The 26413-nt window shown below is 55.2% G+C and carries 29 protein-coding genes; 11 read left to right on the plus strand and 18 right to left on the minus strand.

What is annotated here, in order from left to right; genetic code table 11:
• The first annotated feature begins 133 nt into the window (after positions 1-133).
• Positions 134-985, plus strand: coding sequence for a MipA/OmpV family protein (locus tag TH5_RS15955; RefSeq protein ID WP_114122670.1), 852 nt, complete (start codon positions 134-136; stop codon positions 983-985).
• 144 nt (positions 986-1129) lie between these two features.
• On the opposite strand, the gene TH5_RS15960 is transcribed toward TH5_RS15955, so the two are convergent.
• Positions 1130-2023, minus strand: a complete 894-nt coding sequence (locus TH5_RS15960; RefSeq protein WP_114122671.1) for a LysR family transcriptional regulator — start codon at positions 2021-2023, stop codon at positions 1130-1132.
• 105 nt (positions 2024-2128) lie between these two features.
• Here TH5_RS15960 and TH5_RS15965 point away from each other — a divergent pair, with 105 nt between their 5' ends.
• Complete coding sequence (locus tag TH5_RS15965) at positions 2129-2995, plus strand: SDR family oxidoreductase (protein ID WP_114122672.1); 867 nt, start codon at positions 2129-2131, stop codon at positions 2993-2995.
• 38 nt (positions 2996-3033) lie between these two features.
• The gene (locus TH5_RS15970) at positions 3034-3507 is read left to right on the plus strand and encodes an SRPBCC family protein (RefSeq protein ID WP_114122673.1); all 474 of its coding nucleotides are present in this window, start codon (positions 3034-3036) and stop codon (positions 3505-3507) included.
• A 172-nt stretch (positions 3508-3679) separates the two neighbouring features.
• Here the strand turns inward: TH5_RS15970 and radC are convergent, their stop codons facing one another.
• From radC to TH5_RS16000, 6 genes are all read right to left on the minus strand, one after another.
• The gene (gene radC / locus TH5_RS15975; RefSeq protein WP_114122674.1) at positions 3680-4513 is read right to left on the minus strand and encodes a RadC family protein; all 834 of its coding nucleotides are present in this window, start codon (positions 4511-4513) and stop codon (positions 3680-3682) included.
• A 24-nt stretch (positions 4514-4537) separates the two neighbouring features.
• A complete protein-coding gene (map, locus tag TH5_RS15980; RefSeq protein ID WP_062953366.1) occupies positions 4538-5344 on the minus strand; it encodes a type I methionyl aminopeptidase in 807 nt (268 codons plus the stop codon).
• A gap of 97 nt (positions 5345-5441) precedes the next feature.
• A complete protein-coding gene (gene sfsA, locus TH5_RS15985; protein WP_114122675.1) occupies positions 5442-6170 on the minus strand; it encodes a DNA/RNA nuclease SfsA in 729 nt (242 codons plus the stop codon).
• A gap of 51 nt (positions 6171-6221) precedes the next feature.
• Entirely contained in the window at positions 6222-7139 is a 918-nt protein-coding gene (locus tag TH5_RS15990) for a methyltransferase domain-containing protein (RefSeq protein WP_114122676.1), read from the minus strand.
• 84 nt (positions 7140-7223) lie between these two features.
• On the minus strand, positions 7224-9377 hold the full coding sequence (locus TH5_RS15995) for a 2Fe-2S iron-sulfur cluster-binding protein (RefSeq protein WP_114122677.1): 2154 nt from the start codon (positions 9375-9377) through the stop codon (positions 7224-7226).
• 111 nt (positions 9378-9488) lie between these two features.
• Entirely contained in the window at positions 9489-10106 is a 618-nt protein-coding gene (locus tag TH5_RS16000) for a glutathione S-transferase family protein (protein WP_114122678.1), read from the minus strand.
• A gap of 141 nt (positions 10107-10247) precedes the next feature.
• On the opposite strand from TH5_RS16000, the gene TH5_RS16005 reads away from it, so the two are divergent.
• The 3 genes from TH5_RS16005 to grxC all read left to right on the plus strand — a co-directional run bounded on the left by TH5_RS16005 (position 10248) and on the right by grxC (position 12374).
• Positions 10248-11144: a LysR family transcriptional regulator gene (locus tag TH5_RS16005; protein ID WP_114122679.1), complete on the plus strand. Its 897-nt coding sequence runs from the start codon at positions 10248-10250 to the stop codon at positions 11142-11144.
• Between the two features lie 77 nt (positions 11145-11221).
• Positions 11222-11992, plus strand: coding sequence for a ComF family protein (locus TH5_RS16010; protein ID WP_114122680.1), 771 nt, complete (start codon positions 11222-11224; stop codon positions 11990-11992).
• A 124-nt stretch (positions 11993-12116) separates the two neighbouring features.
• Entirely contained in the window at positions 12117-12374 is a 258-nt protein-coding gene (gene grxC / locus TH5_RS16015) for a glutaredoxin 3 (RefSeq protein ID WP_062958358.1), read from the plus strand.
• 44 nt (positions 12375-12418) lie between these two features.
• Here the strand turns inward: grxC and TH5_RS16020 are convergent, their stop codons facing one another.
• The gene (locus TH5_RS16020) at positions 12419-13300 is read right to left on the minus strand and encodes a LysR family transcriptional regulator (RefSeq protein ID WP_114122704.1); all 882 of its coding nucleotides are present in this window, start codon (positions 13298-13300) and stop codon (positions 12419-12421) included.
• A 124-nt stretch (positions 13301-13424) separates the two neighbouring features.
• Here TH5_RS16020 and TH5_RS16025 point away from each other — a divergent pair, with 124 nt between their 5' ends.
• Positions 13425-14477 carry an NAD(P)H-dependent flavin oxidoreductase gene (locus TH5_RS16025; protein ID WP_114122681.1) on the plus strand — a complete coding sequence of 351 codons (1053 nt, stop codon included), beginning with the start codon at positions 13425-13427 and terminating at the stop codon, positions 14475-14477.
• Positions 14478-14575: 98 nt separating this feature from the next.
• On the opposite strand, the gene TH5_RS16030 is transcribed toward TH5_RS16025, so the two are convergent.
• The 3 genes from TH5_RS16030 to TH5_RS16040 are packed head-to-tail and all read right to left on the minus strand — an operon-like array spanning position 14576 to position 15638.
• Entirely contained in the window at positions 14576-15130 is a 555-nt protein-coding gene (locus TH5_RS16030; protein WP_114122682.1) for a nuclear transport factor 2 family protein, read from the minus strand.
• Positions 15127-15384, minus strand: a complete 258-nt coding sequence (locus TH5_RS16035; protein ID WP_114122683.1) for an Atu4866 domain-containing protein — start codon at positions 15382-15384, stop codon at positions 15127-15129. The genes TH5_RS16030 and TH5_RS16035 overlap by 4 nt, the downstream gene beginning before the upstream one ends.
• Positions 15381-15638 (minus strand): hypothetical protein, encoded by a 258-nt coding sequence (locus tag TH5_RS16040; RefSeq protein ID WP_147250121.1) that lies wholly within the window; start codon positions 15636-15638, stop codon positions 15381-15383. The genes TH5_RS16035 and TH5_RS16040 overlap by 4 nt, the downstream gene beginning before the upstream one ends.
• A gap of 456 nt (positions 15639-16094) precedes the next feature.
• Here TH5_RS16040 and TH5_RS16045 point away from each other — a divergent pair, with 456 nt between their 5' ends.
• Positions 16095-16997 (plus strand): LysR family transcriptional regulator, encoded by a 903-nt coding sequence (locus TH5_RS16045; protein ID WP_244204945.1) that lies wholly within the window; start codon positions 16095-16097, stop codon positions 16995-16997.
• 40 nt (positions 16998-17037) lie between these two features.
• Here the strand turns inward: TH5_RS16045 and TH5_RS16050 are convergent, their stop codons facing one another.
• From TH5_RS16050 to TH5_RS16060, 3 genes are all read right to left on the minus strand, one after another.
• Entirely contained in the window at positions 17038-18375 is a 1338-nt protein-coding gene (locus TH5_RS16050) for an NAD(P)H-dependent oxidoreductase (RefSeq protein WP_114122686.1), read from the minus strand.
• A 24-nt stretch (positions 18376-18399) separates the two neighbouring features.
• On the minus strand, positions 18400-19209 hold the full coding sequence (locus TH5_RS16055; RefSeq protein ID WP_114122687.1) for a phytanoyl-CoA dioxygenase family protein: 810 nt from the start codon (positions 19207-19209) through the stop codon (positions 18400-18402).
• A 77-nt stretch (positions 19210-19286) separates the two neighbouring features.
• Entirely contained in the window at positions 19287-19958 is a 672-nt protein-coding gene (locus TH5_RS16060) for a GntR family transcriptional regulator (protein WP_114122688.1), read from the minus strand.
• A 198-nt stretch (positions 19959-20156) separates the two neighbouring features.
• Here TH5_RS16060 and TH5_RS16065 point away from each other — a divergent pair, with 198 nt between their 5' ends.
• Positions 20157-20981 (plus strand): carbon-nitrogen hydrolase family protein, encoded by an 825-nt coding sequence (locus TH5_RS16065; RefSeq protein ID WP_114122689.1) that lies wholly within the window; start codon positions 20157-20159, stop codon positions 20979-20981.
• A gap of 23 nt (positions 20982-21004) precedes the next feature.
• On the opposite strand, the gene TH5_RS16070 is transcribed toward TH5_RS16065, so the two are convergent.
• Positions 21005-21388 carry a VOC family protein gene (locus tag TH5_RS16070; RefSeq protein WP_114122690.1) on the minus strand — a complete coding sequence of 128 codons (384 nt, stop codon included), beginning with the start codon at positions 21386-21388 and terminating at the stop codon, positions 21005-21007.
• A gap of 204 nt (positions 21389-21592) precedes the next feature.
• On the opposite strand from TH5_RS16070, the gene TH5_RS16075 reads away from it, so the two are divergent.
• Positions 21593-22132 carry a YHS domain-containing (seleno)protein gene (locus tag TH5_RS16075; RefSeq protein ID WP_114122691.1) on the plus strand — a complete coding sequence of 180 codons (540 nt, stop codon included), beginning with the start codon at positions 21593-21595 and terminating at the stop codon, positions 22130-22132.
• A gap of 84 nt (positions 22133-22216) precedes the next feature.
• On the opposite strand, the gene TH5_RS16080 is transcribed toward TH5_RS16075, so the two are convergent.
• Complete coding sequence (locus TH5_RS16080; RefSeq protein WP_114122692.1) at positions 22217-24130, minus strand: PhoX family protein; 1914 nt, start codon at positions 24128-24130, stop codon at positions 22217-22219.
• 108 nt (positions 24131-24238) lie between these two features.
• Complete coding sequence (locus tag TH5_RS16085) at positions 24239-24778, minus strand: class I SAM-dependent methyltransferase (RefSeq protein WP_244204946.1); 540 nt, start codon at positions 24776-24778, stop codon at positions 24239-24241.
• A gap of 121 nt (positions 24779-24899) precedes the next feature.
• On the opposite strand from TH5_RS16085, the gene TH5_RS16090 reads away from it, so the two are divergent.
• The gene (locus TH5_RS16090; RefSeq protein ID WP_114122694.1) at positions 24900-25334 is read left to right on the plus strand and encodes a DUF1178 family protein; all 435 of its coding nucleotides are present in this window, start codon (positions 24900-24902) and stop codon (positions 25332-25334) included.
• Between the two features lie 87 nt (positions 25335-25421).
• Here TH5_RS16090 and ubiG read toward each other — a convergent pair whose 3' ends face one another.
• Positions 25422-26186, minus strand: coding sequence for a bifunctional 2-polyprenyl-6-hydroxyphenol methylase/3-demethylubiquinol 3-O-methyltransferase UbiG (gene ubiG, locus TH5_RS16095; protein ID WP_114122695.1), 765 nt, complete (start codon positions 26184-26186; stop codon positions 25422-25424).
• Positions 26187-26413: the final 227 nt, after the last annotated feature.

A 26413-nucleotide genomic window follows, 5' to 3' on the forward strand; every position in this document is an offset into this window, starting at 1 on the left:
TTATCGTGTCCGAATGCGCATTCGTACCTTTTGAACGCTTAAATCAGGTTCGAGGATACAGAGCCGGACGCCATGCACAGGGCGGATCGGCATAGTCGGATCACCAAAACTGATACAAGGGTGATCGGACAAAATGAATTTTTATAGAGTCTCAAATCTGGTCGGGAACGGTTTGATCCTGTTGGGGACCGGATTATGCGCAAGCGCGCTTCTGCTTTTTATCAGCACCTCGGCCAATGCGCAGCAAGGTACAAGGGACATCCTGCGCGAAGAGGTCAATCCCAAACAGGACGAAGCCGATCCGTGGCTTGGCGGGGTATGGCAGTTTGGGGCATATGGCCAGGTTGAAAGCAATCCTTATCGTGGTGCGGACAGCGTCGATTTAGATCCTTTGCCGCTTCTGGCTTATGATGCGGATCGGCTGCATATCGGGACCGACGGGATATCTGTCACCGCATGGCAAAACGAATTCGCCAGTCTTGACGTACTTGGTGCGCTTCGCATGAAGCCGTTTGAAAATGGCGATAGTGAATATCTGCGTGGCATGAAAGAACGCGATATGGCCTATGAAGCCGGGATCGGTTTCACCAGCCGCCTGTGGCGCGGGGAAGTCGGGGCCTATTACCTGACTGATCTGAATGACGCCCATGACGGTCATGAACTTGACCTCACCTATACCATCCCGATGGATTTGCAGAATGTAACATTCGACTGGGGTGGCGGGGTACGTTGGCAAAGCGATAAGCTGGCAAACTACCATGTCGGAGTCAGCGGCACCGAAGTCAGAAGTGATCGCAACGCCTATGACGCGGATGCAGCCTTCATCCCGCATCTTGACGTCTCTGTCACCTATCCGATTACCGAAAGTATCGTTCTGCTTGGAACCGGTGGGGTGGAATTGCTGCCTGACAGCTATACCGACAGTCCGTTGATTGATGATGACTATGTTTACAGTATCGGTCTGGGGCTGGTTTACAACTTCTGATCCTGATCGTTATATACCAGTCTCCTGCCCGCCCGAATTCAGGCGGCCGGTTTCCGGCGGGTTGGTCCTTTCCAATGGGCCGGCCCGCCTTTTCTGTGGTGTTTTCAAGCGGACGGCAGGCATGGAAGCCAAGCTATATGGCTTTCATCTTCCCACATAGGCCGCCAACTCGTCCGGAGTTCCTTTGGGAAAAGCATCCCGTAAAAAGTCGAGGAACGCCGACACGCGCGCGCTTAGCAATCGGCGTGACGGATAGAGTGCCCATAAGGTGATTTCCGGCCCGTCCACATCGCCCCAATGCACCAGCGTACCATCGGCAAGATCGTGACTCACAAGCGACACGGGAAGTCGTCCCGCGCCAACTCCTTTGCGTACGGCGTCCCGAACCATGACGAGCGATGAGAGGCTCAGGACCGGATTGACCGCGATCTTTGACTGGCTGGTTGGTGTTTTCACATTCCAGCTTTCGTCTTGGCGGACTTGCCCCCGTACAACAGCCGGGACAGAGGAGCCATCCATCGGTGGCGTCAGGCCCGGGTTCGCAACGATCACCAGTCGGTCACGCAGGAACACACGACCGACAAGGCTTTCATCAGGTTCCGGGTTGACCCTTATTACCAGATCATAGGCTTCCTCAATCATATCGACCGGGCGATCTTCGGTCGTGACCTCAAGCCGGACCTCCGGATATTTGAGGGCGAAGTCCGCGGCCAGTTTCCCCATCGCAGTCTGTGAAAACAGCAAAGGCGCGCTGATCCGAAGTTTCCCCCTTGGTTCGCGTCCGCCAGAGGCAATTGCCGCAGTCGTCTCGTCGAGTTCAGTGAACAACTGGCTCGTCCGCTCGAATAGCGCCCTTCCTTCTTCGGTCAGCTTGAGAAGTCGCGCGCCGCGTTCGAACAAACGCAACTCAAGGCTTGCCTCCAGCTCTGCCACACGCCGTGACAGCGTCGCTTTTGGCCGACCAGTGACGCGCGACGCTTTACCAAACCCGCCGTGGCGGGCAACCAGATTGAAGTCGACAAGAGCAAGAAGTTTCATGGTGTTCCACCAGTGAGACGAACTGTCTAAATATAGCATCTATCGGCAATAATATGGATCATTAAGTTAGGGGATAGCTGAACTGCTTAACCAAGGAGAGAATTCATGACCATTCTTGTAATCGGCGCGACCGGCAATGTTGGCCGCAACGTCGTTGAACAACTTCTGAGCCGTGGTGCCGCTGATGTGCGTGCGCTGGTCCGTGACCCGTCCAAAGCTGGTTTCCCCACCGCCGTGGAAGTGGCCCAAGGAGATCTGTTAGATGTCGACTCACTGCGGCGCGCTATGTCGGGGGTCTCGACCCTGTTTCTGCTGAACGGGGTTGTTGCCGACGAATACACCCAAGCGCTGATTGCTCTAAACGTTGCCCGCGAGGCCGGGATTGAGCGGATAGTGTACCTGTCGGTAATTCACAGCGATATTTATGTCAACGTCCCGCATTTCGCGGGCAAGTTCGGTGTTGAACGGATGATCGAGCAAATGGGGCTTGGCGCCAGCATCCTGCGCCCGGCCTACTACATGGACAACGAGATCACGATAAAGGATGTGGTGACTGGCTATGGCATCTATCCGATGCCGATTGGCGAGAAGGGCCTTGCTATGATCGATGCGCGTGACGTTGGCGAAATTGCTGCGCTCGAACTGATCCGCCGTGAACAATCGGCAACACCGCTGCCGATCAATCGCATTAACCTTGTTGGTCCAGACACGCTGACTGGCAACGATGCCGCTGCGATTTGGGGTGATGTCCTTGGCCGTACCATCACCTTTCCCGGTAACGATACCGCCGGGTTCGAACAGAACCTGCGTCAGTTCATGCCAGGCTGGATGGCGTTTGACATGCGCCTGATGGCGGAGCGGTTCCTGACCGATGGCATGATTCCGGATGCCGGTGACGTGGACCGGTTGACATCAATGCTTGGCCGTCCGCTGCGCTCCTATCGTGACTATGTCGCGCAGATCGTTGACTGATCGCCCTCATTCCAACCCGACCGAAAAGGGCTATCGACATGATATATTCGACCGCAACCGTCCCGGTTAACCCGCAAGGAGAGCCCAAACTGACACGCGAACAGGTCTGGAAGGGCCTTGAGCTGAAAGCTCGTGATGCGCGCCAATTTCTTCCGGCTGGCCTCTGTACCCATTGCGATGTCACAGAGGAAAGTTCAACACATTTTATCCGCGACGCCATGATCGGTGGTGCTGACCTGCGCGAGATCATTACGCTTGAGCCCGGACGAAAGGTCACCTTCTTTCAGGCAACCGGTCCACGAGAGGGGGCGATCATCAACGAACTGTTTGAAGATGAAGCGGGCGACCTTCAGCTCAAATTCTACTGCTACCTCGGACTGCGCGATAAGCAACCTAACGGCTCGGAAGAACAGGCAGAGCAGGCACAGTTCGATAGCTACAACGGCTACAAAGCAGCCCTGCTGTCTACATTGAAGCGCACTCGTGAAATGGTTGCCGAAGGAAGGATTTGACCTCGGTCTTCTGCTTTGTTCGAGATAATTGAAAATTCAGATGACAGATATCTGGTCGGCTGTTCCCAATGGCTGACCAGATTTTGCGTTTTAGCCAACTGTTTCTGTCTGGTCCTGTTCGTTTTACGGTTTTTATTCCAAAAGCACGATCTTATCCCGTTGGATCATGTGGCTAAATCAGGCCAAGGGTTTTAAACGAATTATACCCGGCCTGACTGATAATGATGTGGTCGTGGATGGTGATTTCCATCGCCTTTGCAGCCTCGACAATCTTGCGCGTCATGTCTATATCGCCGCGCGATGGGGTGGCATCGCCGCTGGGATGGTTATGGACCAGAATGATCGCGCTGGCGTGCAATTCAAGGGCGCGCTTGATCACTTCGCGCGGGTAAACCGGGGTGTGATCGACCGTGCCGGTCTGATGGCATTCATCGGCAATCAACCGGTTCTTGCGGTCCAGAAACAGCAGATGCAGTTCTTCGGTCTTGCGATGGCCCAGACGCACCCGGCAGTAATCAATCAGCTGTTCCCAGCTAGCGATCACGGGTAATTCCATCGCGCGTTCACGCGCCAGATATTGCGCGCTGGCTTCGGCGACCTTGATCGCGGCAATTCCGGCATCGCCGAGCCCTTTGGCCTTTTGCAAATCTTCGGGGCGGGCGGCAAGAACATTGGCAAAGCTGCCAAACTGCGTAATCAACGATTTCGCCAGCGGTTTGACATCACCACGCGGCATCGCCATGCACAGCAGAAGTTCAAGTAATTCATAATCGGCAAGCGCATTTGCCCCACCCTTAAGGAACCGTTCGCGCAGACGTTGACGGTGGCCGTGATAATGGGGTTTGGGGGGCTTTGCATCAGACGGGGATGGCGCAATATCGGGACTTTGTCCGACCGGGACCGCATCGCGCGTCTGATCGAAAAAGAAACGCGTGCCGTCGTTGATCTGCGTATCAGGTGGCCCATCAGAACGGGAAGCAGCTTTGCGATCTTCTGTTTCGCTCAAATCCGCTTCCCCCTTTCTGTGGCCTTATTCGGCTGCGGCACTGATGTCGTATGGCGGCTTTTCGAGTCCGGCCGGCGAGCGGGTGAAGATTTCAAACCCGTCATCGGTCACGCCAAGCGAATGTTCAAACTGTGCCGACAGTTTGCGGTCTCGTGTTACCGCTGTCCAGCCATCAGGCAGGATTTTACAGGTATAAGTGCCCTGATTGATCATCGGCTCGATGGTGAAAATCATGCCAGGTTCCAGAACAAGTCCTTCGCCAGGACGACCGTAATGCAGGACATTTGGCGCATCATGGAAAACCTGACCCAGCCCGTGGCCGCAGAAATCACGCACCACCGAAAAACGTTCGCTTTCGGCGTAGCTCTGGATTGCATAACCTATATCGCCAAGGGTTGCACCCGGTTTGACGGCATTAATGCCGCGCCACAATGCTTCATAGGTCACATCGACAAGGCGCTGCGCCATAACCTTGGGCGTGCCCGCGATATACATGCGCGATGTATCGCCATACCAGCCATCAAGAATGACGGTGACATCGATATTCATGATGTCGCCATTCATCAGCTTCTTGTCGCCGGGGATCCCGTGACAGACAACATGATTGATCGAGGTGCAAATTGATTTCGGAAAACCGCGATATCCAAGGCAGGCCGAAACCGCATTATGATCGCGAATATACTCATCGCACAATTGATCAAGCCTGCCGGTCGTTTCGCCGGGAACAACGAAAGGTGTAATGTAATCGAGCACTTCCGCAGCCAGCCGTCCGGCGGCGCGCATCCCTTCGAACGCTTCGGGTCCGTGCAGTTTTACTTTTCCGTTCGCCACCCGAAATCTCCTTGGTTCGGCAGTAAATTCAGTAGTCGCTATGCCGCGACATAGTTCAATGACATAATCGGACAGGGCGAAATTGGCAAGGATGCCGTCACTTTGCGTTGATGTCGCGGATTGGAAGCATGGTGTTTACGGTGACCGACGGTGTCTTGACATCAATGACGCAGTCATAGGCAATCGCTTCTACCCCGGCCTTGGTTGCGGCTTTAAATCGCGCCGCGTAATGCGGATCGATATCGGATGCCAAGGCAAACTGATTACAATCGTCGCGCTGAATCAGATAGAACATCACAGCACGGTGCCCGTCTGCGACCATGTCGGTCATTTCGTCCAGATGCTTTGCCCCGCGTGCAGTCACGGCATCGGGAAATTCTGCCAGCCCCGGCACGGTGTCATCACGTTTCAGATGGACGTTCTTGACCTCGACATAGCAAAGCCCTTTGACCGGATCGGATAGCAGAATATCGATACGGGAATTCTTGCCGTATTTGACTTCGCGTGTCAGCGTCTCATACCCGGCCAGTTCGGGCACCTTGCCCGACAAAATGGCTTCTTCGACAATCGCGTTGGGATGGGCTGTATTGATGCCAACCATCGCACCACCAACCCGGCACAGTTCCCAGCTGTATTTCAGTTTGCGTTTCGGATTGTCCGATTGTGACAGCCATACATCAATCCCGGCTTTCTTCAACCCGATCATCCCGCCCGGATTGGCGCAATGCGCGGTGATCATGTCGCCATTTTCAAGCTCGATATCTGCCAGAAACCGTTTGTAACGTTTGATCAGCTTGCCCTGAATCAGGGGAGAGGGAAGGAGCATGTCAAATTCCGGTAATTGTTTGTTTTTGATCGGTTAAATCAAAATTTGTGACTAGTTGTTTTTGGCCGGATCAGGCTTGTTCGGGACGTCACCCAGAAAATCGACAAGGCTGACCTGACCAGTACCACGACGCAGTGGCTTTGGCTGGCTTTCGTCCGGGGCCCACGCGGTAAGATAAATCACCTGAAACTTGGCATGAACGCGGCCATCAGGGCGACCATGACGTTCGTGATAAATTGCTGCGGCGCGGGCCAATGTGCTGCGTTTGGTGAATTTTTTTGACCGGATGGTAACAAGGTTGCTTTCACCCATCCCCGAAAGATCACGCATCAGTTTCAGCGCATCGGGGTAATCGATGGTGATATCGTCGCTATCGACCACCGGCAGGGCAAAGCCGCTGCGCTGTAAAAGCGACCCGGCATCGCGGACATCCACAAACGGTGACACGCGGGGGGAGACTCCGCCTTCTTCTTCTGCCTCAGCGGTCATCAGTGCCTCGCGCAGGTCACGCAGCGTATCACCGCCTAAAAGGCAGGCCAGAAACAGGCCATCGGGTTTCAGCACACGCCGCGCCTGAAGCAGCATACCGGGCAGGTCGTTGACCCAATGCAGTGACAGGTTCGAAAGGATTAGATCAAGCGCCCCATCGCCAAACGGCAGGAATTCTTCGTCGGCAACGAATGTCGTGCGGTCATTGCGCATTCTGGCGGATTGCGCATAGCCATATGAAATGTCGCATTGATGCAGGGTTTCGATCCCGCCGCGCGCGCCGATGATCTGGCCGAGCTCGCCATTGTGACAGCCAAGGTCAACCGCCAGCGGGAATTTGCGGGTGGTGTCGTCAAGCCGGTCGGCAAGCCGTTCCGCGGTTTCGACAAACAGGAAATTGAATTCGCTAGCCCGCTTTGACGCGCGCTCGCGGCGCAGTTTCAGGATGTGGCGATCAAAAACGGTGATCGGATCGGCCATGGGGCGGGAAGCTCCGTCAAAAGTCGTTTTAAAAGTTACGACCTAGATAGAACGTCGCGCCCGCCCTTGCAATCCAAGACCGGATCAAAGCTCCAGAACAAGTGGCTCATTGCTGTCATCTTCGGTCGCCGCGGGCACGGCACAGCAGATCAAAGCCTCGTCGGGGGCGGTTTTGGCCGATGGCCGGGTTTTATAGGTCACGTTTCCTTGCAGGATTTTGGTTCGGCAGGTGCCACAATTCCCGCCGCGGCAGCTTGCCTCTGGTGCCAATCCGGCATCTTCAGCCAGTTCCAGCAAGGTTTTACCATCAACAGGTTTCCAGATTGTACTTTGGCCCGAGCTTGAAAAATCGACCTTTGTTTCCGTGCTGCTTGCCGGTGCCAGTTCCGGCAAATCGGGTTGGCTGTCGTGTCTGCGTTGCAGCGATGCGGGGCCAAATGCCTCGGCATGGATGCGGGTATCGGTGATGTTGAGCCCGCGCAGACCATCATACATTGCCTGCATGAAAGGTGGCGGACCGCACAGATAGAAATCGAAATCATCAAACGGCAGCAGGGAACGCAGCAAATTCATATCGATATGCCCGGATGCCTCGTAATCCCTGCGCGGTTCGGCATCGGTCGGATCGGCAAGGACGCGGACAAGGCGAATGCTGCCTTGGGCTGCTTTGACCAGTTCGACCAACTCGTCATCAAATGCGCGGTCCTCACGGGTGCGCGCGGCGTAAAACAGCCATGTCGGCCGGAAGCCGCGGGTGCGGAGCCCTTCATAGACGATGTGGCGCAACATTGAGATCATTGGCGTAATGCCGATGCCACCCGCGATCAGAACGGCCGGGCGCTTTGCGTTGGCATCAATCGAAAAATCACCGGCGGGTGCGCGGGCTTCGATCACATCGCCCTCGGCGAGATGGTCATGCAAATAGCTTGAAACCACACCTTCGCGCTTCACACTGATGCGATAGCGATTGTCCGACGGACTGCTTGAAAGTGTATAGGTGCGGATCAGCGGTTTGTCATGACCGGGCACCGTGACCCGGATCGGCAGGTGCTGCCCGGCCTTGTAGGGTAGGGTTCCGGTCCCGTCGAGTGGTTCAAGATGGAAGGATTTGATTATTCTGTTTTCCTTCACAATCCGCGTTATTTTTAAATTTTTCCAAGTAATCGCGTTCTGCATTGCTGCAACCTTGCGCTCAGCCGTTTCCCAGTCGCCGGTCAGAAGGCTGTTGGGTGATGCGCCGTCGGTCTGATCGCGCCAGCGGATCGGAAGGGCGGCTTTACGCAGCACGACCTTGCGCGGGAAAACCCGCCACAAACGTTCCGCACCCTGAAAGGCGGCAATTTCCGGGCCGTCGATGATAACGTCGGCATCGCCGGTGATTTGCAGGACATCGCCATTGGCGAAATCGGTAAAAACAAGGCCTGCCTTGGGATTGGCGATGATATTGCCCAGCGTATTGAAAAACAGGTTTCCGGCAAAATCGGGAATGGTCAGGCTGCCATTGGCATCAATGCGGACAAAGCCGGGTTTACCGCCACGATGCGAAACATCGACCTCGCGCTTTTCGCCCGGACGATCTAAATAGGTCGCGACAAAGAAGGTGTCGGCCGCAGCAATCATTGCGTGGGCCTGATCGTTCAGTGTGCTTTCCCAGTCTGCATGCAATTTGTTTTTCGAAGAAACAACTGCCATCGGATCGCGGGTGAACTCGAAATTACGCAACTGGATATATTGCGGGCAGTTGCCATAGCTGTGCCCGACCCGGATTGCGAAACCGTCATCGGATGATCGGGTGACTGTACCATTCAGACGGTTCCGGCGTCTCGTGTGCAGTTCGATCCCGATCATGCCAATTGCCTTGCTATCATCCATCCCGGCGTCTGCCGGGTCGTTCGGGTCGCGCGGGATATTGACCGCAAGCTGATAGGGATCAGGTGAATGCAGAAAGCCGGGATGGTTGGCGCGAAGGGTGGCCCAGACATCGCCATTGTCATCGACCGCGCCAAACACGGCAAAGGGCAGTTGTGGGTAAAACTGGCGATGCTGTTCGATCAGGTGGTCGCGCAGAACACGTTTGCCAACTTCGGCCATACGGGCATCGACCCCGACCAGCTTTTGCATGTGAATTTCACCTTCGTGCCACGGGCTATCGGTATCCGTGCCGGACGGGGTGAATTGCACGGGAGTTGCGGCAGGTGTTGCCGCAGCAGATGCGGGTGACGTAATTGACGTGTTCATGGCATTTTCCTTTGCGACGCGACGGACGTTAAGGGAAAGAATGGGCCGATCCGCGGATCACCAAATTTGTGCAGGGGGAAGCCAAACAGGGTGAAAGACCAGCCCAGACCGTCAGGCCGACTTGCGCAGGCCTGCGGCTGTCTGTTCGAAGGGGACAAAACCGGGCAGGGCTTCGACCCGTTTGAGCCAAGCGCGCACATTGCCATAGGGGGCAAGGTCAACATTGCCCTCGGGCGCATTGGCGATATAGCTGTAAAGCGCGACATCGGCGATGGTTGGGCGACCCAGTTCGAGCCAGTCCTTTTTGGAAAGCGCGGACTCAATATGGGCCAGAATGGCATGCGCGCGTGCAATGACTTCGTCGGCATTGAACGGGGCGTTAAACACCGTGACCAGACGGGCGGCACAGACGCCATAGGCGATCTGGCCTGCTGAGATTGAAAGCCATTTCTGAACCTTGGCGGCACTTTCGGCATCTTCGGGCAGCCAGTCGGTCGCGCCCTGTTTCTTGGCAACATAGGTCATGATGGCGATTGAATCCGAAATCACCACGTCGCCGTCTTCAAGCACGGGAACCTGACCCAGCGGGTTCAGTTTCAGGAATTCCGTAGATTTATGCGCGCCATTGGGCAGATCGACCGTGACGACATCATGGTCAACGCCCAGAAGGCTTAGAAACAGGTGGGCACGATGGGCATGGCCCGAGAGGGGAAAATAATGCAGCTTCATTGTTCCAGATCCTTCTTCCAACAAAAGATTGATGTGATGCCACTGACTATGACTGTTTCTGAATTTTCGTAGAATATGGTTTTCGGGTAATTCATTATTCCGTAAAATGGAATGATACGTTGGTAGTGCAGGAAAAGCACCATGGACCGATTTCAGGCGATGAAGATTTTTGTGCGCGTTGTCGAGGCGCAAAGCTTTGCCGCAGCGGCCCGGGAGTTGGGATCAAGTCCACCCGCCGTTACACGTGCAGTCGCGTTCCTCGAGGAAATCACCGGTGCCCGGCTTTTGACGCGGACAACACGGTCCGTCACCCTGACCGAGCCGGGGGCAAATTATTATGATGACTGCAAACGGTTGCTTGGTGATCTGGAAGAAGCCGAAGCTGCTGCAGGCGGTGCCTATGCCCGGCCCAGCGGCACATTGACCATCACGGCCCCGGTTCTGTTTGGTCAGATGTATGTTTTTTCGGTGATGACCGAGTTTCTTGACCTGTATCCCGACATGCGCGGACGGGTGCTGTTGTTTGATCGCATCGTCAATATTGTTGAGGAAGGCATCGATCTTGCCATTCGTATCGGCCATATGGCCGATACATCCATGAGTGCGATCAAGGTCGGGATGGTGCGGCGGATCATTTGCGGGGCCCCCGATTATTTGGACCGCCACGGTAGGCCAGGGGTGCCCTCAGATATCGGGACACATAGGGTTGTCGCATCAACCGGATCGTCGGCACCACTGGATTGGCAGTTCGGAGGGGACCAGAAGGTCAGTCTTTCGGTCAATGCACGACTGCAAACCAATTCGATTGAAGCGGCCCGCAAAGCAGCGATTGACGGATGGGGATTGGTTCGGATGCTCTCCTATCAGGCGGCACCTTTTATCGAGAATGGATCGCTTGAGGTGGTTCTGCGTGATTATGAGCCCGAACCGATCCCCATCCATATCGTCCATCCCGAGGGCCGCCATGCTCCGGCCAAGGTCCGGGCCTTTATCGATCTGGCGGTCGACCGCCTTCGTGCGGATAAGCGGATCAATTAGCGCATCGTTTCAAACACCACGCGTGATAGAATTGGGTGTTTTGTGATCGGGGACGATGCATAAGCAGGGATGATCGGGTGGGGATTTTACCGGCACAGATTGGTCGCATTGTCGGCAATGTGATGCAGATCGGTTTGCGCACCGTTTTGCCGCCGCGTTGTGGCGGATGCGGTGCGATTACCGATACGGTGCATGCGGTTTGCGCGGATTGCTGGGCCGGGCTTCGGTTCATTTCCGATCCGCTTTGCGCATGTTGCGGTTATCCGTTCGAGCTTGCCGGTGACGATGATGCGGGCGATGGCTTCTTGTGCGGCGAATGCCTTCGAAAAAGTCCGGCGTTTGATGCTGCGCGGGCGGCACTGGTTTATGACAATGGCAGCCGCGATTATTTGTTACGGTTCAAGCATGGGGATCGCACCGATCTGACGCCGCTTTTAAGTCGCTGGCTGTTACTGGCGGGGCAGGATTTCTGGGGGGATGCGGATCTGATAATTCCCGTGCCGCTGCATCGGACCCGGCTTTTGATGCGTCGATATAACCAGTCCGGGTTGCTGGCAGCATCCCTGTCGCGGCAAACAGGGATTGCGTGGCATGGCACGGTACTCCGGCGGTTGAGAAAAACACGCAGTCTGGGTGGTTTGGGGCCGTCGTCGCGCAAGCGCGAAGTTGGCGGTGCCTTTGGGGTGGATGACAGGATTGCCGCGCGGATCGGGCTTGCCGGTGCGCGTGTGGTTTTGATTGATGATGTGCTGACAACCGGGGCGACCGCCAATGCATGTGCGCGGATTTTAAAGCGCGCCGGAGCCATGCAAGTGCGCCTGATCACGGTTGCACGGGTGGTGCGATGACGCCCTGCGAAATATCTGTTATAGAACGGTCATTCAACAAGATTTACCGGTCGTAACCCGGTGCCGGGGTGCAAAACATGCGCCATCGCACGGGTCGAGTCCTGATGAAAAGGAACATGATTAGATGGCAAAAGTCGAAGTTTACGCCACCGAATGGTGCCCCTATTGCAAGCGTGCCCGCAAGCTTCTGGAAGAAAAGGGTGCCAAATACGAACTGATTGATGTGATGATGGAACCGCGTCGCAAAAAGGAAATGATGGATCGTGCGAGTGGCCGTCATACCGTGCCGCAGATTTTCATCAATGACGAACATATCGGCGGCTGCGACGAACTTATGGCGCTGAACGCCAAGGGCGGTCTGGACAGCAAGCTGTCGGCATAAGTTCGGAATTTCTAAAACGGGTCGCAACGATTGTTGCCACCCGTTTATTTTTTGATATCGGATGCCGTTTCAAGCGTTTTGCGGAATTCCGAAAATGCCGGGGTATCAAAACCCGGACGGCAGGCCAGAAAGGTATCAACCTTCATCAGGGGATGTTCCCTAACCGGACCAAGATGACGCATCAGATCGACGACACTGCGCGGCATGATGCTGATGCATGATCCGGCGGCGGTGCAGGCAAACATCGCGTGATAAGACCCAACTTCCTGAACAGCGAAATATTCCCTGATGGATCCGAACCCGGTCAGCCATTCTTCTGCCAGCGCGCGATAGGTGCAACCCGGTGCGAAGGCCGCCAATGACTTTGGCTGGATGTCGTCTGCATGGTGGATATCGGGATGGCCGGGCGGGAGAAGCAATACCAGTTCCTCGCGAAACAGGGCGCGGGTATCAAGCATTCCGGGTTCCAGCCACCATTCCCCTGACGGTATAGCAATCAACGCGCAATCAATGCGGCGAGCCAGAAGACCATCGACAAGCTGCCGGGTGGGGGCGGTTGAAAGTTCAATCGTGACGTCGGGAAATGCCTTGTTATAGGCCGCCAGCGGCAAGGGAAGACGGCTGGCAACGGTGCTTTCCATCGAACCGACACGCAGGGTGCCGCCTGGGGTCGAAGAATTGACCATCTGGCGTGCTTCGTCGGCAAGGTTCAAAATGCGGTCGACATATTCCAGAAAGGTTTCGCCTTCCTGTGTCAGGGTCATGCGTTTTTTGTCGCGCTGAAACAGGGCGACACCGATTTCTGTTTCAAGCTGCTGAACGCGGGTGGTGACGTTGGACGGTACCCGGCCAAGCAGTTCGGCGGCACGGGTAATACCCTGTTCCCTGGCAACGGTACGAAAAACCGCCAGTGATGCAAGATCCATCATAATTCTCCGATACGGAATTTACTTGAATTTATATTCTTTATTTGGGAATATATGTCAATCTTAATTCTGAAATCGTGAAGGATGGTCGTGCCAGATGGGCAGAGCATCCGGGAGGGCTGAAATGCTGGACAGGCTTGGTATGACATTGCCGATTGTGCAGGCCCCGATGGCTGGGGTTTCCACCCCGGCGCTTGCCGCGGCAGTTTCAAATGCCGGTGGTCTGGGATCAATCGGTGTCGGGGCAAGTGATGTGGCGAGCGCACGCAAGATGATCGAGGAATTGCGTGGCCAGACGGATCGTGCCTTTAACGTCAATGTTTTCGTTCATGAAACACCAAAGCCGGATCCGAGACGCGAAGCCGCGTGGCTTGATGCGTTAAGGCCGCAGTTTGCCGAATTCGGCGCAACGCCACCATCAGGTTTGCGCACCATCTACAAAAGCTTTGTCGATGATCGGGATATGCTGGCTCTTCTGATCGAGGTGAAACCGGCCGTGGTCAGTTTGCATTTCGGATTGCCGTCCAAAGATGTGATTGCGGCGCTAAAGCAGGCCGGAATCATACTGTTTGCAACGGCGACCAGTCTGGATGACGCCCGCAAAACCGAAGCTGCTGGTATTGATGTGATCGTTGCCCAGGGGATCGAGGCGGGCGGTCATCGTGGTGTTTTTGACCCGGAAGCGCATGATGACTATTTGGGAACCGTCGCCCTGACCCGTTTGCTGGTGCGTAATTGCAAGCTACCGGTTATTGCCGCGGGCGGTATCATGGATGGCGCGGGAATTGCCGCCGCCCTTGATCTTGGTGCTGTGAGCGCCCAACTTGGCACGGCCTTTATCGCGTGTCCGGAATCCTCGGCTGATGATGGATATCGCCGTGCGCTGATGGGGGCGGGGGCATATCACACGCAATTGACATCGTTGATTTCCGGGCGACCGGCGCGCGCGATTGCAAATCGCTTTACGGCCTTGAAAGATACGCTGGATGCGGCAGTTCCGTCCTATCCGATAGCTTATGACGCGGGAAAAGCATTGAACGCTGCGGCCAAGGCCAAAGGCGAAGACGGTTTTGGTGCGCAGTGGGCCGGGCAAGGCGCGCCACTGGCGCGTGCAATGCCCGCAGCGGAGCTTGTTACGACCCTGATGCGAGAATTTGAGGCGGCCCGTCGGAACTGAAACAGCCGTTTGTCTTAACCTCTGTCTGAGTGATGGTGAAAAGCATGCAGGTCAACGCATGCTTTTCACATTTGGAAACCTGGGCTACGTGGCTGGCTTTATTCGGTTTTCACCGGATTGTTGTCGACGACCTCGCGATAGGCTGCGAGATCAAGAAAAGCTTCGGCCTCGATAACCAGACCTTCCTGCATTTTGAATATCCAGACGAACTGGTTTTCATAAGACGTTCCGGTGGTGGTGGTGGCGCTACCGTCGAAGCGGATAATCACCATATCGTTGTCGGCCCAGATCGCGTGAACAACAGGTTTGATCGGTGTTACAAGTCTACTGACAAGTGGCGTTGCAGCCTGTTCCACAAAATCCTGACGGTTGGTGTAAGTGCCAGCAACAGGGTCAGAGCCATGGATCGTCCAGACAACATCATCGGCAAGAATTTGCCCGAACACGCTTTCGCCTGCCACCCATGCGTCGAAGGCACGGCGAACGATATCCCGGTTGTTTTCCTGCTGTTCAAGCGCGGCCGCGTTTGGTGTTACGGTTTGCGATGCCGATGCCGGACTGGTTAAAAGTATCGGTAAAACGATAGTGAAAAGGCCAGTACCAAACCGGATCGGGGACGGTATGTATCGGGTCAAAACGGATGTATGTTTCATTGGTTGTTCTCCTGTCGATGCATGATCATGCCGCCGTGATGTAGAATGCCATCGATAAATTCGCCGTCGGCTGTGAAGCCGGAATCATCCCAGTATTCGATCCGGTTGCCTTCGATCTCGTAACGGCCGGTATAGGCGTTTTCGCGATTGCCACGTGCTTCTGCGTATCGCCCGTCGGGCCTGAGTTCCTGCCGGACATGATTGTCCGAGGTAACCCACATGCCGACATAGGGTGAGGGCTGTATTTCGCTCATGCCAGATTGTTCCTCTGTCTGTTGGAAATAGGGGGCAATTTCAGCTTCGGTGACGACCCGGCCGAGTTGTGCTCATGACGAATGACCCAGCGATTGCCATCGCATTGCCAGCCGAGTTGGGAACGATCCCGGATCGCGGTGATCGTGCCATCCTGTGCTTCGAGACGGGCAACAAACTCAAGTGTGGTTGAGGCGACATTATTGCCAACGATGGCATCGGGGCCGTCCGATATTGCGTGGCGGGCCGAGTGCATGTTGTTAAACGGCCCTTCCCACATGGTGCCATAGTCAATTGCACGTCTGGCGGTCTTGCCGTCCGGTGCGAGGTCGTCAAAAAAACACCGGGACCTTCGAGGTCGTAATAACGGGCAAGCTTTTCGGCAAAGACAAAATCCGGATCATCCGGGGCACGTTCCCAACCATCCAGAATCCATGTTTTATGGAGTATTGCAGGGCTATTTTGCCCGTCTGCCGGGCAGGATTGTGCTGTTTCAGATTGACCGAAGGCCGTGGTACTGATGGCGGAACACAAAAGCGAGAAAACGAGTATGCGGGGGTTCATAGTGATCTCCTGCTTTTTCGATTGGTGCTGCGGGTGTGTGCAATCAAGTGCCTCTTATCCCCGCTGCCTGTTAACGGTACTCACTATCTTTGTTCAGAATAACCCACCAATCGCTCGACATACTGGTTAATATAATTTACCAATAGGTATGGATCTTAATCTTCTGACGATGTTTGCCGCGGTCGCGGATACCGGAAATTTTCGTGCTGCAGCCGACAGGCTGGGCGTAACACGTTCTGCTGTCAGTCAGGGTATCCGGCGTCTTGAAGAAACCATAGGGCAGCCACTGTTTCAGCGAACGACGCGCAGCGTTCGCCTTACGGAAGAAGGTGAACGGTTTCTGGAAACGGTTCATTCGCCGCTTCTGGAAATTGGCGCGGCGCTGGAAACCGCACGGAGTGCATCGGGAATGCCGCACGGGCTTTTGCGGGTTGCGGTTACATCTATTGCCGAACGGTTCCTGTCAGGACCGCTTGTCGCCGAATTTGCCATTGCCTATCCGGGAATTACACTTGATGTGACAGTCACCGACGAGGAGTTCGATATTGTTGCCGCAGGATTCGATGCGGGCGTGCGCCTTGGCGAGGTGATTGAGCAGGATATGGTCGCGGTATCGCTTACGGGCGAGCAGCGGCAGGTCGCAGTGGCAACGCCACGTTATTTTGAGCGGCACGGAATTCCGCAGCATCCGCGCGACTTGGCAGGGCATCGCTGTATCGGTTGGCGCCCGTCACCTGAAACCGCGCCGTATCGATGGGAATTCGAACGTGACGGGCAGGAGTTCGATGTGGCGGTCGAGCCGCAGGTTACGACAAACGACATGCTCTTGATGATCCGCACTGCCCTTGCGGATGGCGGTATCACATTCGGGATCGAGGAAACCTTTGCGCCCTATATCCGGCGTGGCGAGCTTGTAACTGTTCTTGATGATTGGCTGGCGCCCTTTGCGGGGTTTTATCTTTACTTTCCCGGACGCAGGTCGGTTACGCCAAAGCTTCGCGCATTGATCGAGCATGTTCGCAAGTTCCGGATGCGAGTGCCGCCACTTTAGACATAATGGTGCACCCGTTGCCGAAAACAGGCATTGCAGATTAGCCAAAGGTATCTTCCATTTCCTTGCGGAAGCGGATGGCGGGATCAGTGAGGTCGAAATCGACGTCGTCCCATGTAACGACCTGATCGGTGGCAATTTTGTGTTTGAGTGTCAGGTGGTGGGCAAGGCCGATGGGAAGGGCATTGTTGGCCTTTGACATGCGGGCTGGCATCAGTTTTCCATAGACCGTGTAACCGCCTTCCCCGTCGAGCTTTTCACCGACGTGAAGGTCGCGTTTGGCAAAGGCAACCGCGTCGCCTGACCATGCGCGCGGTGCGCCCGTCGCCTCGTGTCGCAGGGCGGCAGAGGCGACCGAAATGCCCAGTTCCAGACCGATCAGGTGATAGGGTTTATACATCGCGGAATATTGCCCGGTCGGGTCAGTCAGAAGGCCATATTCCGAGAAGCAGCGTTTGACATAGTCACTGGGGGCTTCAAACGTGACATAAACACCCCAGCGCAGATCACGAAAGACCGGGCGTTTATCACGTTCAAGGCTTGAAACCACTTCGACCGTACCCTTGCGATCAAGCAAACCACCTGTTTCCCGTGGCGAGAGCAAGCGGGGCAGATCATCAACACCGCAGGCAGGGAACCGAAGGCCGATATCCTGTGGCACCAGATCACAGGCATTGGAAACCGCAGCCATTTCGATGGCGGATTTGGTGCCATCAAGGAAGCTGTTGAAAATTTGGGGGTTCATGCCACCTGCCTTTGCCTGTTCTGGTGTCAGGCCATAATGGGTCCAGACGTCGTCGGGCGTGACATGGTGATAGGCGGGCAGATATTTGGTGCCCTTACCCGCGCAGATGACATCAAGGCCGACCGCACGTGCCCAATCGACCATTTCAGAAATCAGAGCGGGCTGATCGCCATAGGCCATGGAATAGACGAGGCCTGCCTGCTCGGCCTTGCGCGCCAGAAGGGGCCCTGCAAGAACGTCGGCCTCGACATTGACCATGACAAGGTGGCGGCCATATTCGATGGCCTTTAACCCATAGCGAATGCCTGCCGCCGGGCTGCCGGTAGCATCGATGATGACTTCGAGGCCGTTGGCTTCGATCAGGGCGTCGGCATCCTCGGTGATCCATGTGGTGCCGTTTTCAAGCGCATTGTTCGGGTCGGTTGCCTGATAGCGTTCTTTTGGCCAGCCGACACGATCAAGGGCTTCTTTGGCGCGGGTGGCACTGAGATCGGCCACCCCCAGAACGTGATAGCCCGGATGGTGTCCAGCCTGACTTAAAAACATCGAGCCGAATTTGCCCGCGCCGATAATGCCGACGCGAACGGGGTTTCCGTCCGCGGCACGTTTGCGCAGTTTTGCATCAAGGTTCATTTGAAATACTCCGTCGCCGGGCGATCAGGCCGCAGAACTTTTGGCGGACGATTGTTTGGCAACCAGTTCGTCAAGGCAGTCATCGGCAAGCGGTGTGATCGGGGTGAAGTCGCGATGGGCGATCCACGGTTTGCGATTAAACGCCCGGATATGGTTCGAAACCGCGCACAGGCTAAGATAAACAATGGTGCGGTCAAACGGGCTGATATTGGGTGGGCTTGCATGGACAAGGTTGCCGTGGAACATCACAACCGATCCGGCAGGCCCAATCGGGGCTTCACAGCCGCCTTCGGCAGCAAGTTTTGTCACGGTTTCTCTATCCAGCGTCCAAAGCGGATAGGAGGTGGTTTCAAGATCGTGACCGGCTTTGAGTACGCCGGCCTTGTGGCTTTTGGGGATGAAGAGCAACGGGCCGTTTGCCGGGGTGACGTCTTCGAGGAACAGAGCGATGTTGAACGCGCGCGGTTCGGGCATTTCATCGTCACGCTGCCAGGTGCCGTAATCCTGATGCCATTGCCAGACGGCGCCATCAAAGGCGGCCTTGGCGTTGATTTTGTACTGGTGCATGTAAACCTGTTCTTCTAGGAATTGTTCAACAGGTTCGATCAGGCGGGGATGGGCACCAAGGCGGCGATGGGCTTCGTTATAGGTGTGTGCGGCAAAGGCGGTCCGGGCAACACCGGATGTTTCGCGCCAGACTTCTTCTCGGTCGGATGCATAAATCTGGCGGGCTTCGGACAGAAGAAGGGCGGCTTCTTCACGTGAAAAAAGTTCCGGCAGAAAGACAAAGCCCTGTTCGCGAAATTCGGCAAGTGCCGTTTCGTTGAGTTTCATGACGTTTACCTCCGTGTCGCATATTTTTGTTTTTTGTTATGCGACCTGTGCCCGGCCGGATCTTTATGCCGGGCGGTTTATAATGTGGTCTTTGCGGTATCCTTCATATGCGTGATCAGGCGGTTTGCGGCATTGCGCGTATGTGCGATTGCCAGCTGCTGGGCTGCCGCACCATCGCCAACGCAGATTGCGTCGGCGATGGCTTGATGTTCAGTCCATACGGGATCGGGACCGGTTCCGGTTTGCAGATCGGCATGCATGACACGCCGGACCTGCAACCAGATTGCGGCTGATGCCTCGGGCAACAGGGGGTTGCCCGACAGGCGATAGATCGTTTGATGAAACGCGACGTCGGCTGCAACAAGGTCTGCGGTGGAATTGCTGCCCAGAGCGTGGTGTCCCTGTTGGATGGCAGCCCGCAGTGCCGATTTCCGTTCGTCTTCCGGGGATTTTGACGCCAGCCGGGCGGCAAGCCCGTCAAACGCTTCGCGCAAGTCATAAACGTGCTCGACCAGTTTGGCATCGACCGGGGCAACGCGGTATCCGCGCCGCCCCATCGGTACTACCAGCCCATCACGACGCAGCAACCCCAGAGCTTGCAACACTGGTTGCCGCGAGACATTGAGCTCCTCGGCCAAGGCTTCCTGACGCAAAGGCATTCCGGGAGGGAGAGCACCGGAACACAAGGCATCGACCAAGCGATCATGCACTTCGTCAGTCAGACTTTTACGACCGGAAAGAGGTTCCATCTTCGATCCTTTTTCTACATTCGGAATACTGTATACACTAATTTTAACCATTGGAAGATCAAATTGGTAAAAAGTGACTTTACGGTTGAGTACGTACCTTAAAACACTGTTTTGGCTGGGCTGTAGCCCAATTGTGTATTGTCGGCGGTGTGATGGCGTTCCATGATCATTATGGAACAACGATAAGGAGACGATGTCATGGCCCGTTTTGTTACTGCCTGTGTCCAGGTAAATGCGCGGGACAATATGAGCGACAACCTTGCGCGGGCGGCGACCTATGCGCGCGATGCCCGTGCGGCGGGGGCGACGCTGATTGCGTTTCCGGAAAATGTTTCGATGATGTCATTCGGCGGTGAAAAGGTTCGGACAGCGGCGTTTGACGAGGCTGATCACCCGGCCCTGACATTTTTCCGCGATCTGGCGGAAGAATTGAAATCGACCCTGATTGTCGGGTCTTTGCATGTGAAGGTACCGGGCGAAGACCGGGTGGCCAATCGTTGTTTTGTGATTGGCCCGGACGGGGCGGTGATCACGTCTTATGACAAGATCCATATGTTCGATGTTGATCTGGCGGGTGGAGAAAGTTACCGCGAAAGCAAAACATTCCGCCCGGGTGATCAGGCGCGGCTTGCCAAAACAGATATAGGGGATATCGGCATCGCGATTTGCTATGACGTCCGGTTCCCGCAGCTTTTCCGTGACTATGCCAAGGCGGGGGCAAAGATTCTGTCGATCCCGGCGGCGTTTACGCGCACGACCGGGCAGGCACACTGGCATAATCTGTTGCGGTCACGCGCGATTGAAAATGGTTGTTATGTGATTGCGGCCGCACAGTGCGGCGATCATCCGGGTAACCGGCAGACCTTCGGCCATTCGCTGATTATCGATCCGTGGGGCGAGATCCTTGCTGATGCGGGGACCGATCCCGGCTTTATCACCGCCGAAATCGATCTGGATCGGGTGGAAGATATTCGGCGGATGGTACCATCGCTTCATAATGACCGGGCATACAAGCCTTGCTGATTTAAGCAGCATTTCGCAGGTGGTTAGCTATAGCTAACCACCTCGAACTCGATGCCGTTTTCGTCATGGAAATAAAACCGGCGGCCGGGTTCATAATCGGCGTGGCTGTGGGTTTTAAGACCGCTGGCGAGGATTTTCTTTTCGGTCGCGTCAAGGTCGTCAACCACGATGGCGACATGGTTCATCCCGCCCAGAGTGCGATACGAATTTTCATCCGAACTTACCGGCGTTCCACCGGAATAGACGGCGACATAGCTTGTATCACTGCCGACGTGATAGGTGATGCCGTTATCCTTTGACGGCCCGTTCCAGCGCACATGCCAGCCAAACCAGTCACATAATTGTGTGGCCGTTTTGACCGGATCAGCGACGGTGAAATTCACATGTTCCAGAAACGCGGTGCTCATGGCATTTCCCTTTTTTTTTTCCTCAAGTATCTCCTGTGTAATTCCTTAACTTAAGTTTAGGTCAAGAAGAAAATTCGCAACCAATTGGGATGTTGAGCTCCGTGGTCACGCAGTTTCACGAAACAGTGTCGCAACGTCATTTTGTCTTTCGCACATGCTCTTTCAATATCGGCTTATCAAAACAGCAAATGGAGTGTTTGGGTGATGCTGAAGCATATGTTAATGGCGACGTCCCTGATCATGGCAGCATCGGGTTCCGCTTTCGCCGGGGAGCAATATGTTGATGAAACGGGCTTTGCGATCAGCGGGTATGATCCGGTGGCCTATTTCGATCTGACGCAGGCGGAGCCGGGGGGCGCGCAGCCCCGGGCCGTGCCGGGGCGATCCGATATCACCGCCGAGTATAACGGGGCGACATGGGCGTTTGCATCCGAAGAGCATCGCGACATATTCACCGCCAATCCGGAAAAATACGCGCCGAAATATGACGGGCATTGCGCCTATGGCGTCGCACAGGGCGGCAAGGTCCCTGCCAATCCGAACCTGTGGCGGATTGTTGACGGGGCGCTTTATCTGAATATCACACCGACGGTGGTTGGTTTCTGGAATAGCGATATCAGCGGCAATATCAACAAGTCCGAAGGTAACTGGACGTCGCTTGAAGCCAAAGGGGCTTCGGACAAAAGCTGGATGGCAATTGCGGACAATAATGGGACGTATGCAGGCACAGCACCGATCAAGTGAGCCGTCTAGGTAAGGTAACGTGACCGGAAAATGAAAACCGGCCCCAAGCGGGGCCGGTTTGACTATGATCGGGTATGACCAGGATCAGCTGGCGATTTCGCCGCCACCCTGTTTGGTGATGGCAACCACCGACGGACGTGGCGGAACGCCGTCCTGGAAGTCCGGCCAGCGGGTGCTTGGTTCGTCATAGGTTGAACCGTCTGCAGGGTGCTGAACCGCGACAAACAGGGTCGTGCCATCCGGCGTGAATTCCGGGCCGCACATTTCGGCACCTTCCGGGCAAGCAAAGAAGAATTTGGTCAGTGCGCGACCGGCACCTTCAACATCTGCGGCATGCATGCCGTCTGGAATATCCGAGCTCGGCGCGCCATCGGTGGAAATCCACAGGCGACCTTTATGGTCAATCGCAAGGTTATCCGGGCAGGATACCCAGCTTTCAGCCCCTGGATGGTAAACTGCACGGTCATCGGCATTCGCCGGGTTACCACCAAGCAGGAAGATGTCCCACTTGAAGGTATCGGCGGTGTGATCGGCATCCTTGCCCATACCGCCCGGAGGGGTGAGCTCAAGAACATGACCGTGGATGTTCGAGGCGCGCGGATTGACGATGTTCGGTTCCTTGCGCTTCGAGTTGTTGGTCAGCATGACGTAAACCTTGCCGTTAACCGGGTTTGGTTCGACGTCTTCGGGGCGGTCCATCTGGGTTGCACCCAGAAGGTCGGCCGCGCGACGGGTTTCAATCAGGATATCGGCCTGACTGTTGAAATCATTTTCGGCGGTCAGCGGGCCATCACCGTGGACCAGAGGCATCCAGTTAACCGTGCCATCCTCGTTGAATTTGGCGACATAAAGTGTGCCGTCTTCAAGGATGTTCATGTTCGCCGCACGGTCGTTCGGATTGTATTTTTTCGACGCGACGAATTTATAAAGGTAATCGAAGCGCTGATCGTCGCCGGAATAGGCAACCACAGAGTTATCCTTGTTCAGGAAAACAGTGGCACCTTCGTGCTTGAAGCGGCCAAGGGCCGTACGTTTTTTCGGGGTCGATGTCGGATCATAGGGATCAATTTCGACCATCCAGCCAAATTTGTTCGGCTCGTTCGGTTCTTTTTCGACGTTGAAGCGGTCGAAATATTTGACCCAGGAATACCAGCTGTCCGGCTCAATGCCGAGGCGCTTGTAGTTGCGTTCTTCGCTGGTTTTGGCGATGTCGCCACCGAAATAGCCGTTGAAGTTTTCTTCAGCGATCAGGATGGTGCCCCAAGGGGTTTTGCCACCTGCACAGTTGTTCAGCGTGCCGATGACGCGTGTACCGGTCTGGTCGGTGCTGGTTTTCAGGCGGTCATGGCCTGCTGCCGGGCCGGTGATGACCATTTCGGTATCAAGGGCGGAAATACGGCGTGCATAATCTGAACCGTCAATGACCTGCCATTTGCCGTCTGTCTTTTTGACTTCGACGATGGAATGGCCGTGGGCGGCAATTTCATGCAGGGCCTGTTCCTGCGATGCGCCCATGGCGTCCTTGAGGCCCGGCCACATCAGTTCGGCATTGGTGTATTCATGGCTGACACACAGAAGGCCGTGTTCGGAATTGTCTGATCCGACCGGAAGCGGCATATAGCCGATATAGTCGCAGTTATAGCCGAACTGCTTGTTCTGCGCGGTGGCATCGACGGCGCCCGGAACGAATGCCGGGGCATCGGCGACGACCTTGTCACCGTAACGGATCAGGATGTCGGCATCGTATCCTTCGGCAACGGCATGGGTTTTTGCGATCTTCTGCGGGATCGATTTGAAGGTCAGGGTCGAGGCGTCCTGCGCGCGGGCCATGCCCGAGGTTGCGATACCAGCGCCAGCGACGGCCGAAGTTGCCATCAGGCCCTTGAAAAAGCCGCGACGGGAAAGGCGAGCATTGATCAGGTCTGCGACACGCGGATTGTTTGTCGGGTTCGACGGAATGTCATCGCGATCCTCGACGATTTCAAATTGTTCGTTCATGGTTTTCTCTCTCTGCCAAATGCTAAAACTAGCGCCGAGGAAGATGCCAGAAACAGACCGTTTGAATTGTGACACTTGTGTTTATTTTTTTATCGGTATTCCAGTGTGTTACAGAATTGTTTCGGTCTGTTTTGGCGATGGTTTGCGGGCCGACAGGAATTGCTTCACCGCAAAGGGAACCGTTGCGCCGGATTTGTATTGCGGCCCCTGTTCGAATGCGTTGATTTCCCAGCCTGAAAAAGCGTTTGGCAGTTCATTTGGACGCAGAAGGAATTCCGGCGATTGTGGGCGGCCAAATGCTTCGTTCCCGATCATGAAGGTTTCATAAAGCAGGGTGCCGCCGGATGTGATCGCCTTGCGAAGGTATTCAAACAGCGGACGATGTAGGTAATTGACGACCATCACCAGATCAAACTGCCGGTCGCCAAGCGGCCAATGACCGGATTCAAGATCGGCTTCGATCCAGTCAATCCCGATATTGTGACCGGTCTGCGTATCCGACAGGTCACGATCAAGGGCTGTCACCTGCCATCCGTGATCGGCCAGCCAGAAACTGTGACGACCCTTGCCACAAGCAAGATCAAGTGCGGTTCCGCCGCTCGGAGGGCAATGACGGGTAATCCAGTCAGATGGCATTAATGATGACATTTTCATAAATCTTGGTTATTGAAAGAGCCGCCCGAAACTGGCGTTTCGGGCAAGGTGTCGCTATATCCTTGATATTAAAACACCTTGCAATTGTTACGGTTGGCTTGAACAAAACAACACCATGATCCTCTTTCAGCTTAAATGCGAACATGATCACGAATTTGAAGGCTGGTTCAAAGACGGTGCCACATATGACACCCAGGCTGCCAGCGGTGAATTGTCATGCCCTGTTTGCGGGACCGGAAATGTCGGCAAGGCATTGATGGCACCCCGTCTTCGGACGTCACGCCAGAAAGAAGAAGCCGCTGAAAAGACCCGCCAGGTCGCCATGGCCGAAGCAACCCGCGTTGCAATGGCCGAAATCCGCAAGCAGGTCGAGGCAAATTGCGAGCATGTTGGCTCCAAGTTTGCCGAGGAAGCCCGCAAGATTCATTACGGCGAAACCGAAAAACGCGGCATTTATGGCGAGGCATCGTTAAAGGAAACCGCTGAACTGATTGATGAAGGTATCGATGTTCACGCGTTGCCATGGCTTGATGAGAGCAAGAAGAACTAGGATCGTAATCCGGTTCTTTTCCGTGATTTCCGAAATTAGAAAGGCCCGTCAGATCGACCGGGCCTTTTGTCTTTTTTTGCCAAATGATCAGGCGTTGGCGGGTTTCTGCGCGATGACCATGTAATTGATGTCAAGATCACGTGGTGCTGCTGACCATTTATCCGTGATCGGGTTATACGCAACACCGGTAATATCGACGAGATCAAGACCTGCGCCGCGCAGGAAACCCGACATTTCGGACGGTTTGACGAATTTACGCCAGTCATGGGTGCCAGCAGGCAGCCAGCGCAGGACATACTCAGCGCCGAATTTCGCCAGTGCCAGCGATTTGATTGTGCGGTTCAGGGTCGCGACAAACATCAACCCGCCAGGTTTGAGCAACGCCGCACAGGCCTGCATGAAGAATTGCGGATCATCGACATGCTCAATGACTTCCATATTCAGCACGATATCGAACTGCTTGCCTTCATCAACCAGCATTTCCGGGGTGCAGTTGCGATAATCAATGGCAAGGCCGGACTGAGCAGCATGAACTTTGGCGACTTCGATATTGTTTTCGGCCGCATCAATTGACGTCATTTTGGCACCCATGCGCGCCAGCGGTTCGGACAGAAGACCGGCACCGCAGCCTATATCGATGATTTCGACATCTTTGAGAACGTCAAGCTGACTGGCGTCCCGACCGAGATGGGCGGCGATATTGTCACGCAAAAGCTGCAAGCGGATCGGATTGAACTTGTGCAGCGGCTTCATCGCACCGTTCGGATCCCACCATTTTTCAGCCATTGCAGAAAAGCGTGCAATTTCCTCGGCATTGGCGGTGCGGCTGTTATTGGCGGATGCGTGCGACATGGACGGCTCCGAAGGCGTGACATTGATTTTGCTTTGCCCTGTTTACGCGGGCGCGTCCGGCAAGGCAATAGTTTGCCGGGTCGATGGCGCGGATGATAGTTTTGCGGGTATGAGTGAAATCGTAATGTGCCTTGCACCAATCGCATGTGTTGTCAGGGTTTTCAGGTAAGAATTCGCAGGATGTTTCGCGATTTGCGTCCTTGGGGGTGCATCAGGATCATCAAACC

The sequence above is a fragment of the Thalassospira xianhensis MCCC 1A02616 genome, from assembly GCF_003326475.1.
Taxonomy (GTDB): domain Bacteria; phylum Pseudomonadota; class Alphaproteobacteria; order Rhodospirillales; family Thalassospiraceae; genus Thalassospira; species Thalassospira xianhensis.

Bases quoted from the DNA above. Each gene is read 5' to 3' on its own strand.
- TH5_RS16045 (WP_244204945.1), top strand. From the start codon at position 16,095: ATGGATCTTAATCTTCTGACGATGTTTGCCGCGGTCGCGGATACCGGA.
- TH5_RS15955 (WP_114122670.1), top strand. From the start codon at position 134: ATGAATTTTTATAGAGTCTCAAATCTGGTCGGGAACGGTTTGATCCTG.
- TH5_RS16080 (WP_114122692.1), bottom strand. From the start codon at position 24,130: ATGAACGAACAATTTGAAATCGTCGAGGATCGCGATGACATTCCGTCG.
- TH5_RS15960 (WP_114122671.1), bottom strand. From the start codon at position 2,023: ATGAAACTTCTTGCTCTTGTCGACTTCAATCTGGTTGCCCGCCACGGC.
- sfsA (WP_114122675.1), bottom strand. From the start codon at position 6,170: ATGCTCCTTCCCTCTCCCCTGATTCAGGGCAAGCTGATCAAACGTTAC.
- TH5_RS15970 (WP_114122673.1), top strand. From the start codon at position 3,034: ATGATATATTCGACCGCAACCGTCCCGGTTAACCCGCAAGGAGAGCCC.
- TH5_RS16030 (WP_114122682.1), bottom strand. From the start codon at position 15,130: ATGAAACATACATCCGTTTTGACCCGATACATACCGTCCCCGATCCGG.
- TH5_RS16070 (WP_114122690.1), bottom strand. From the start codon at position 21,388: ATGAGCACCGCGTTTCTGGAACATGTGAATTTCACCGTCGCTGATCCG.
- TH5_RS16035 (WP_114122683.1), bottom strand. From the start codon at position 15,384: ATGAGCGAAATACAGCCCTCACCCTATGTCGGCATGTGGGTTACCTCG.
- TH5_RS15965 (WP_114122672.1), top strand. From the start codon at position 2,129: ATGACCATTCTTGTAATCGGCGCGACCGGCAATGTTGGCCGCAACGTC.
- TH5_RS16000 (WP_114122678.1), bottom strand. From the start codon at position 10,106: ATGAAGCTGCATTATTTTCCCCTCTCGGGCCATGCCCATCGTGCCCAC.
- TH5_RS16075 (WP_114122691.1), top strand. From the start codon at position 21,593: ATGCTGAAGCATATGTTAATGGCGACGTCCCTGATCATGGCAGCATCG.
- TH5_RS15990 (WP_114122676.1), bottom strand. From the start codon at position 7,139: ATGGCCGATCCGATCACCGTTTTTGATCGCCACATCCTGAAACTGCGC.
- TH5_RS16090 (WP_114122694.1), top strand. From the start codon at position 24,900: ATGATCCTCTTTCAGCTTAAATGCGAACATGATCACGAATTTGAAGGC.
- TH5_RS16040 (WP_147250121.1), bottom strand. From the start codon at position 15,638: ATGCACTCGGCCCGCCACGCAATATCGGACGGCCCCGATGCCATCGTT.
- grxC (WP_062958358.1), top strand. From the start codon at position 12,117: ATGGCAAAAGTCGAAGTTTACGCCACCGAATGGTGCCCCTATTGCAAG.
- TH5_RS16065 (WP_114122689.1), top strand. From the start codon at position 20,157: ATGGCCCGTTTTGTTACTGCCTGTGTCCAGGTAAATGCGCGGGACAAT.
- ubiG (WP_114122695.1), bottom strand. From the start codon at position 26,186: ATGTCGCACGCATCCGCCAATAACAGCCGCACCGCCAATGCCGAGGAA.
- TH5_RS16050 (WP_114122686.1), bottom strand. From the start codon at position 18,375: ATGAACCTTGATGCAAAACTGCGCAAACGTGCCGCGGACGGAAACCCC.
- TH5_RS16055 (WP_114122687.1), bottom strand. From the start codon at position 19,209: ATGAAACTCAACGAAACGGCACTTGCCGAATTTCGCGAACAGGGCTTT.
- TH5_RS16060 (WP_114122688.1), bottom strand. From the start codon at position 19,958: ATGGAACCTCTTTCCGGTCGTAAAAGTCTGACTGACGAAGTGCATGAT.
- TH5_RS16020 (WP_114122704.1), bottom strand. From the start codon at position 13,300: ATGGATCTTGCATCACTGGCGGTTTTTCGTACCGTTGCCAGGGAACAG.
- TH5_RS15995 (WP_114122677.1), bottom strand. From the start codon at position 9,377: ATGAACACGTCAATTACGTCACCCGCATCTGCTGCGGCAACACCTGCC.
- TH5_RS16005 (WP_114122679.1), top strand. From the start codon at position 10,248: ATGGACCGATTTCAGGCGATGAAGATTTTTGTGCGCGTTGTCGAGGCG.
- TH5_RS16085 (WP_244204946.1), bottom strand. From the start codon at position 24,778: ATGTCATCATTAATGCCATCTGACTGGATTACCCGTCATTGCCCTCCG.
- TH5_RS16025 (WP_114122681.1), top strand. From the start codon at position 13,425: ATGCTGGACAGGCTTGGTATGACATTGCCGATTGTGCAGGCCCCGATG.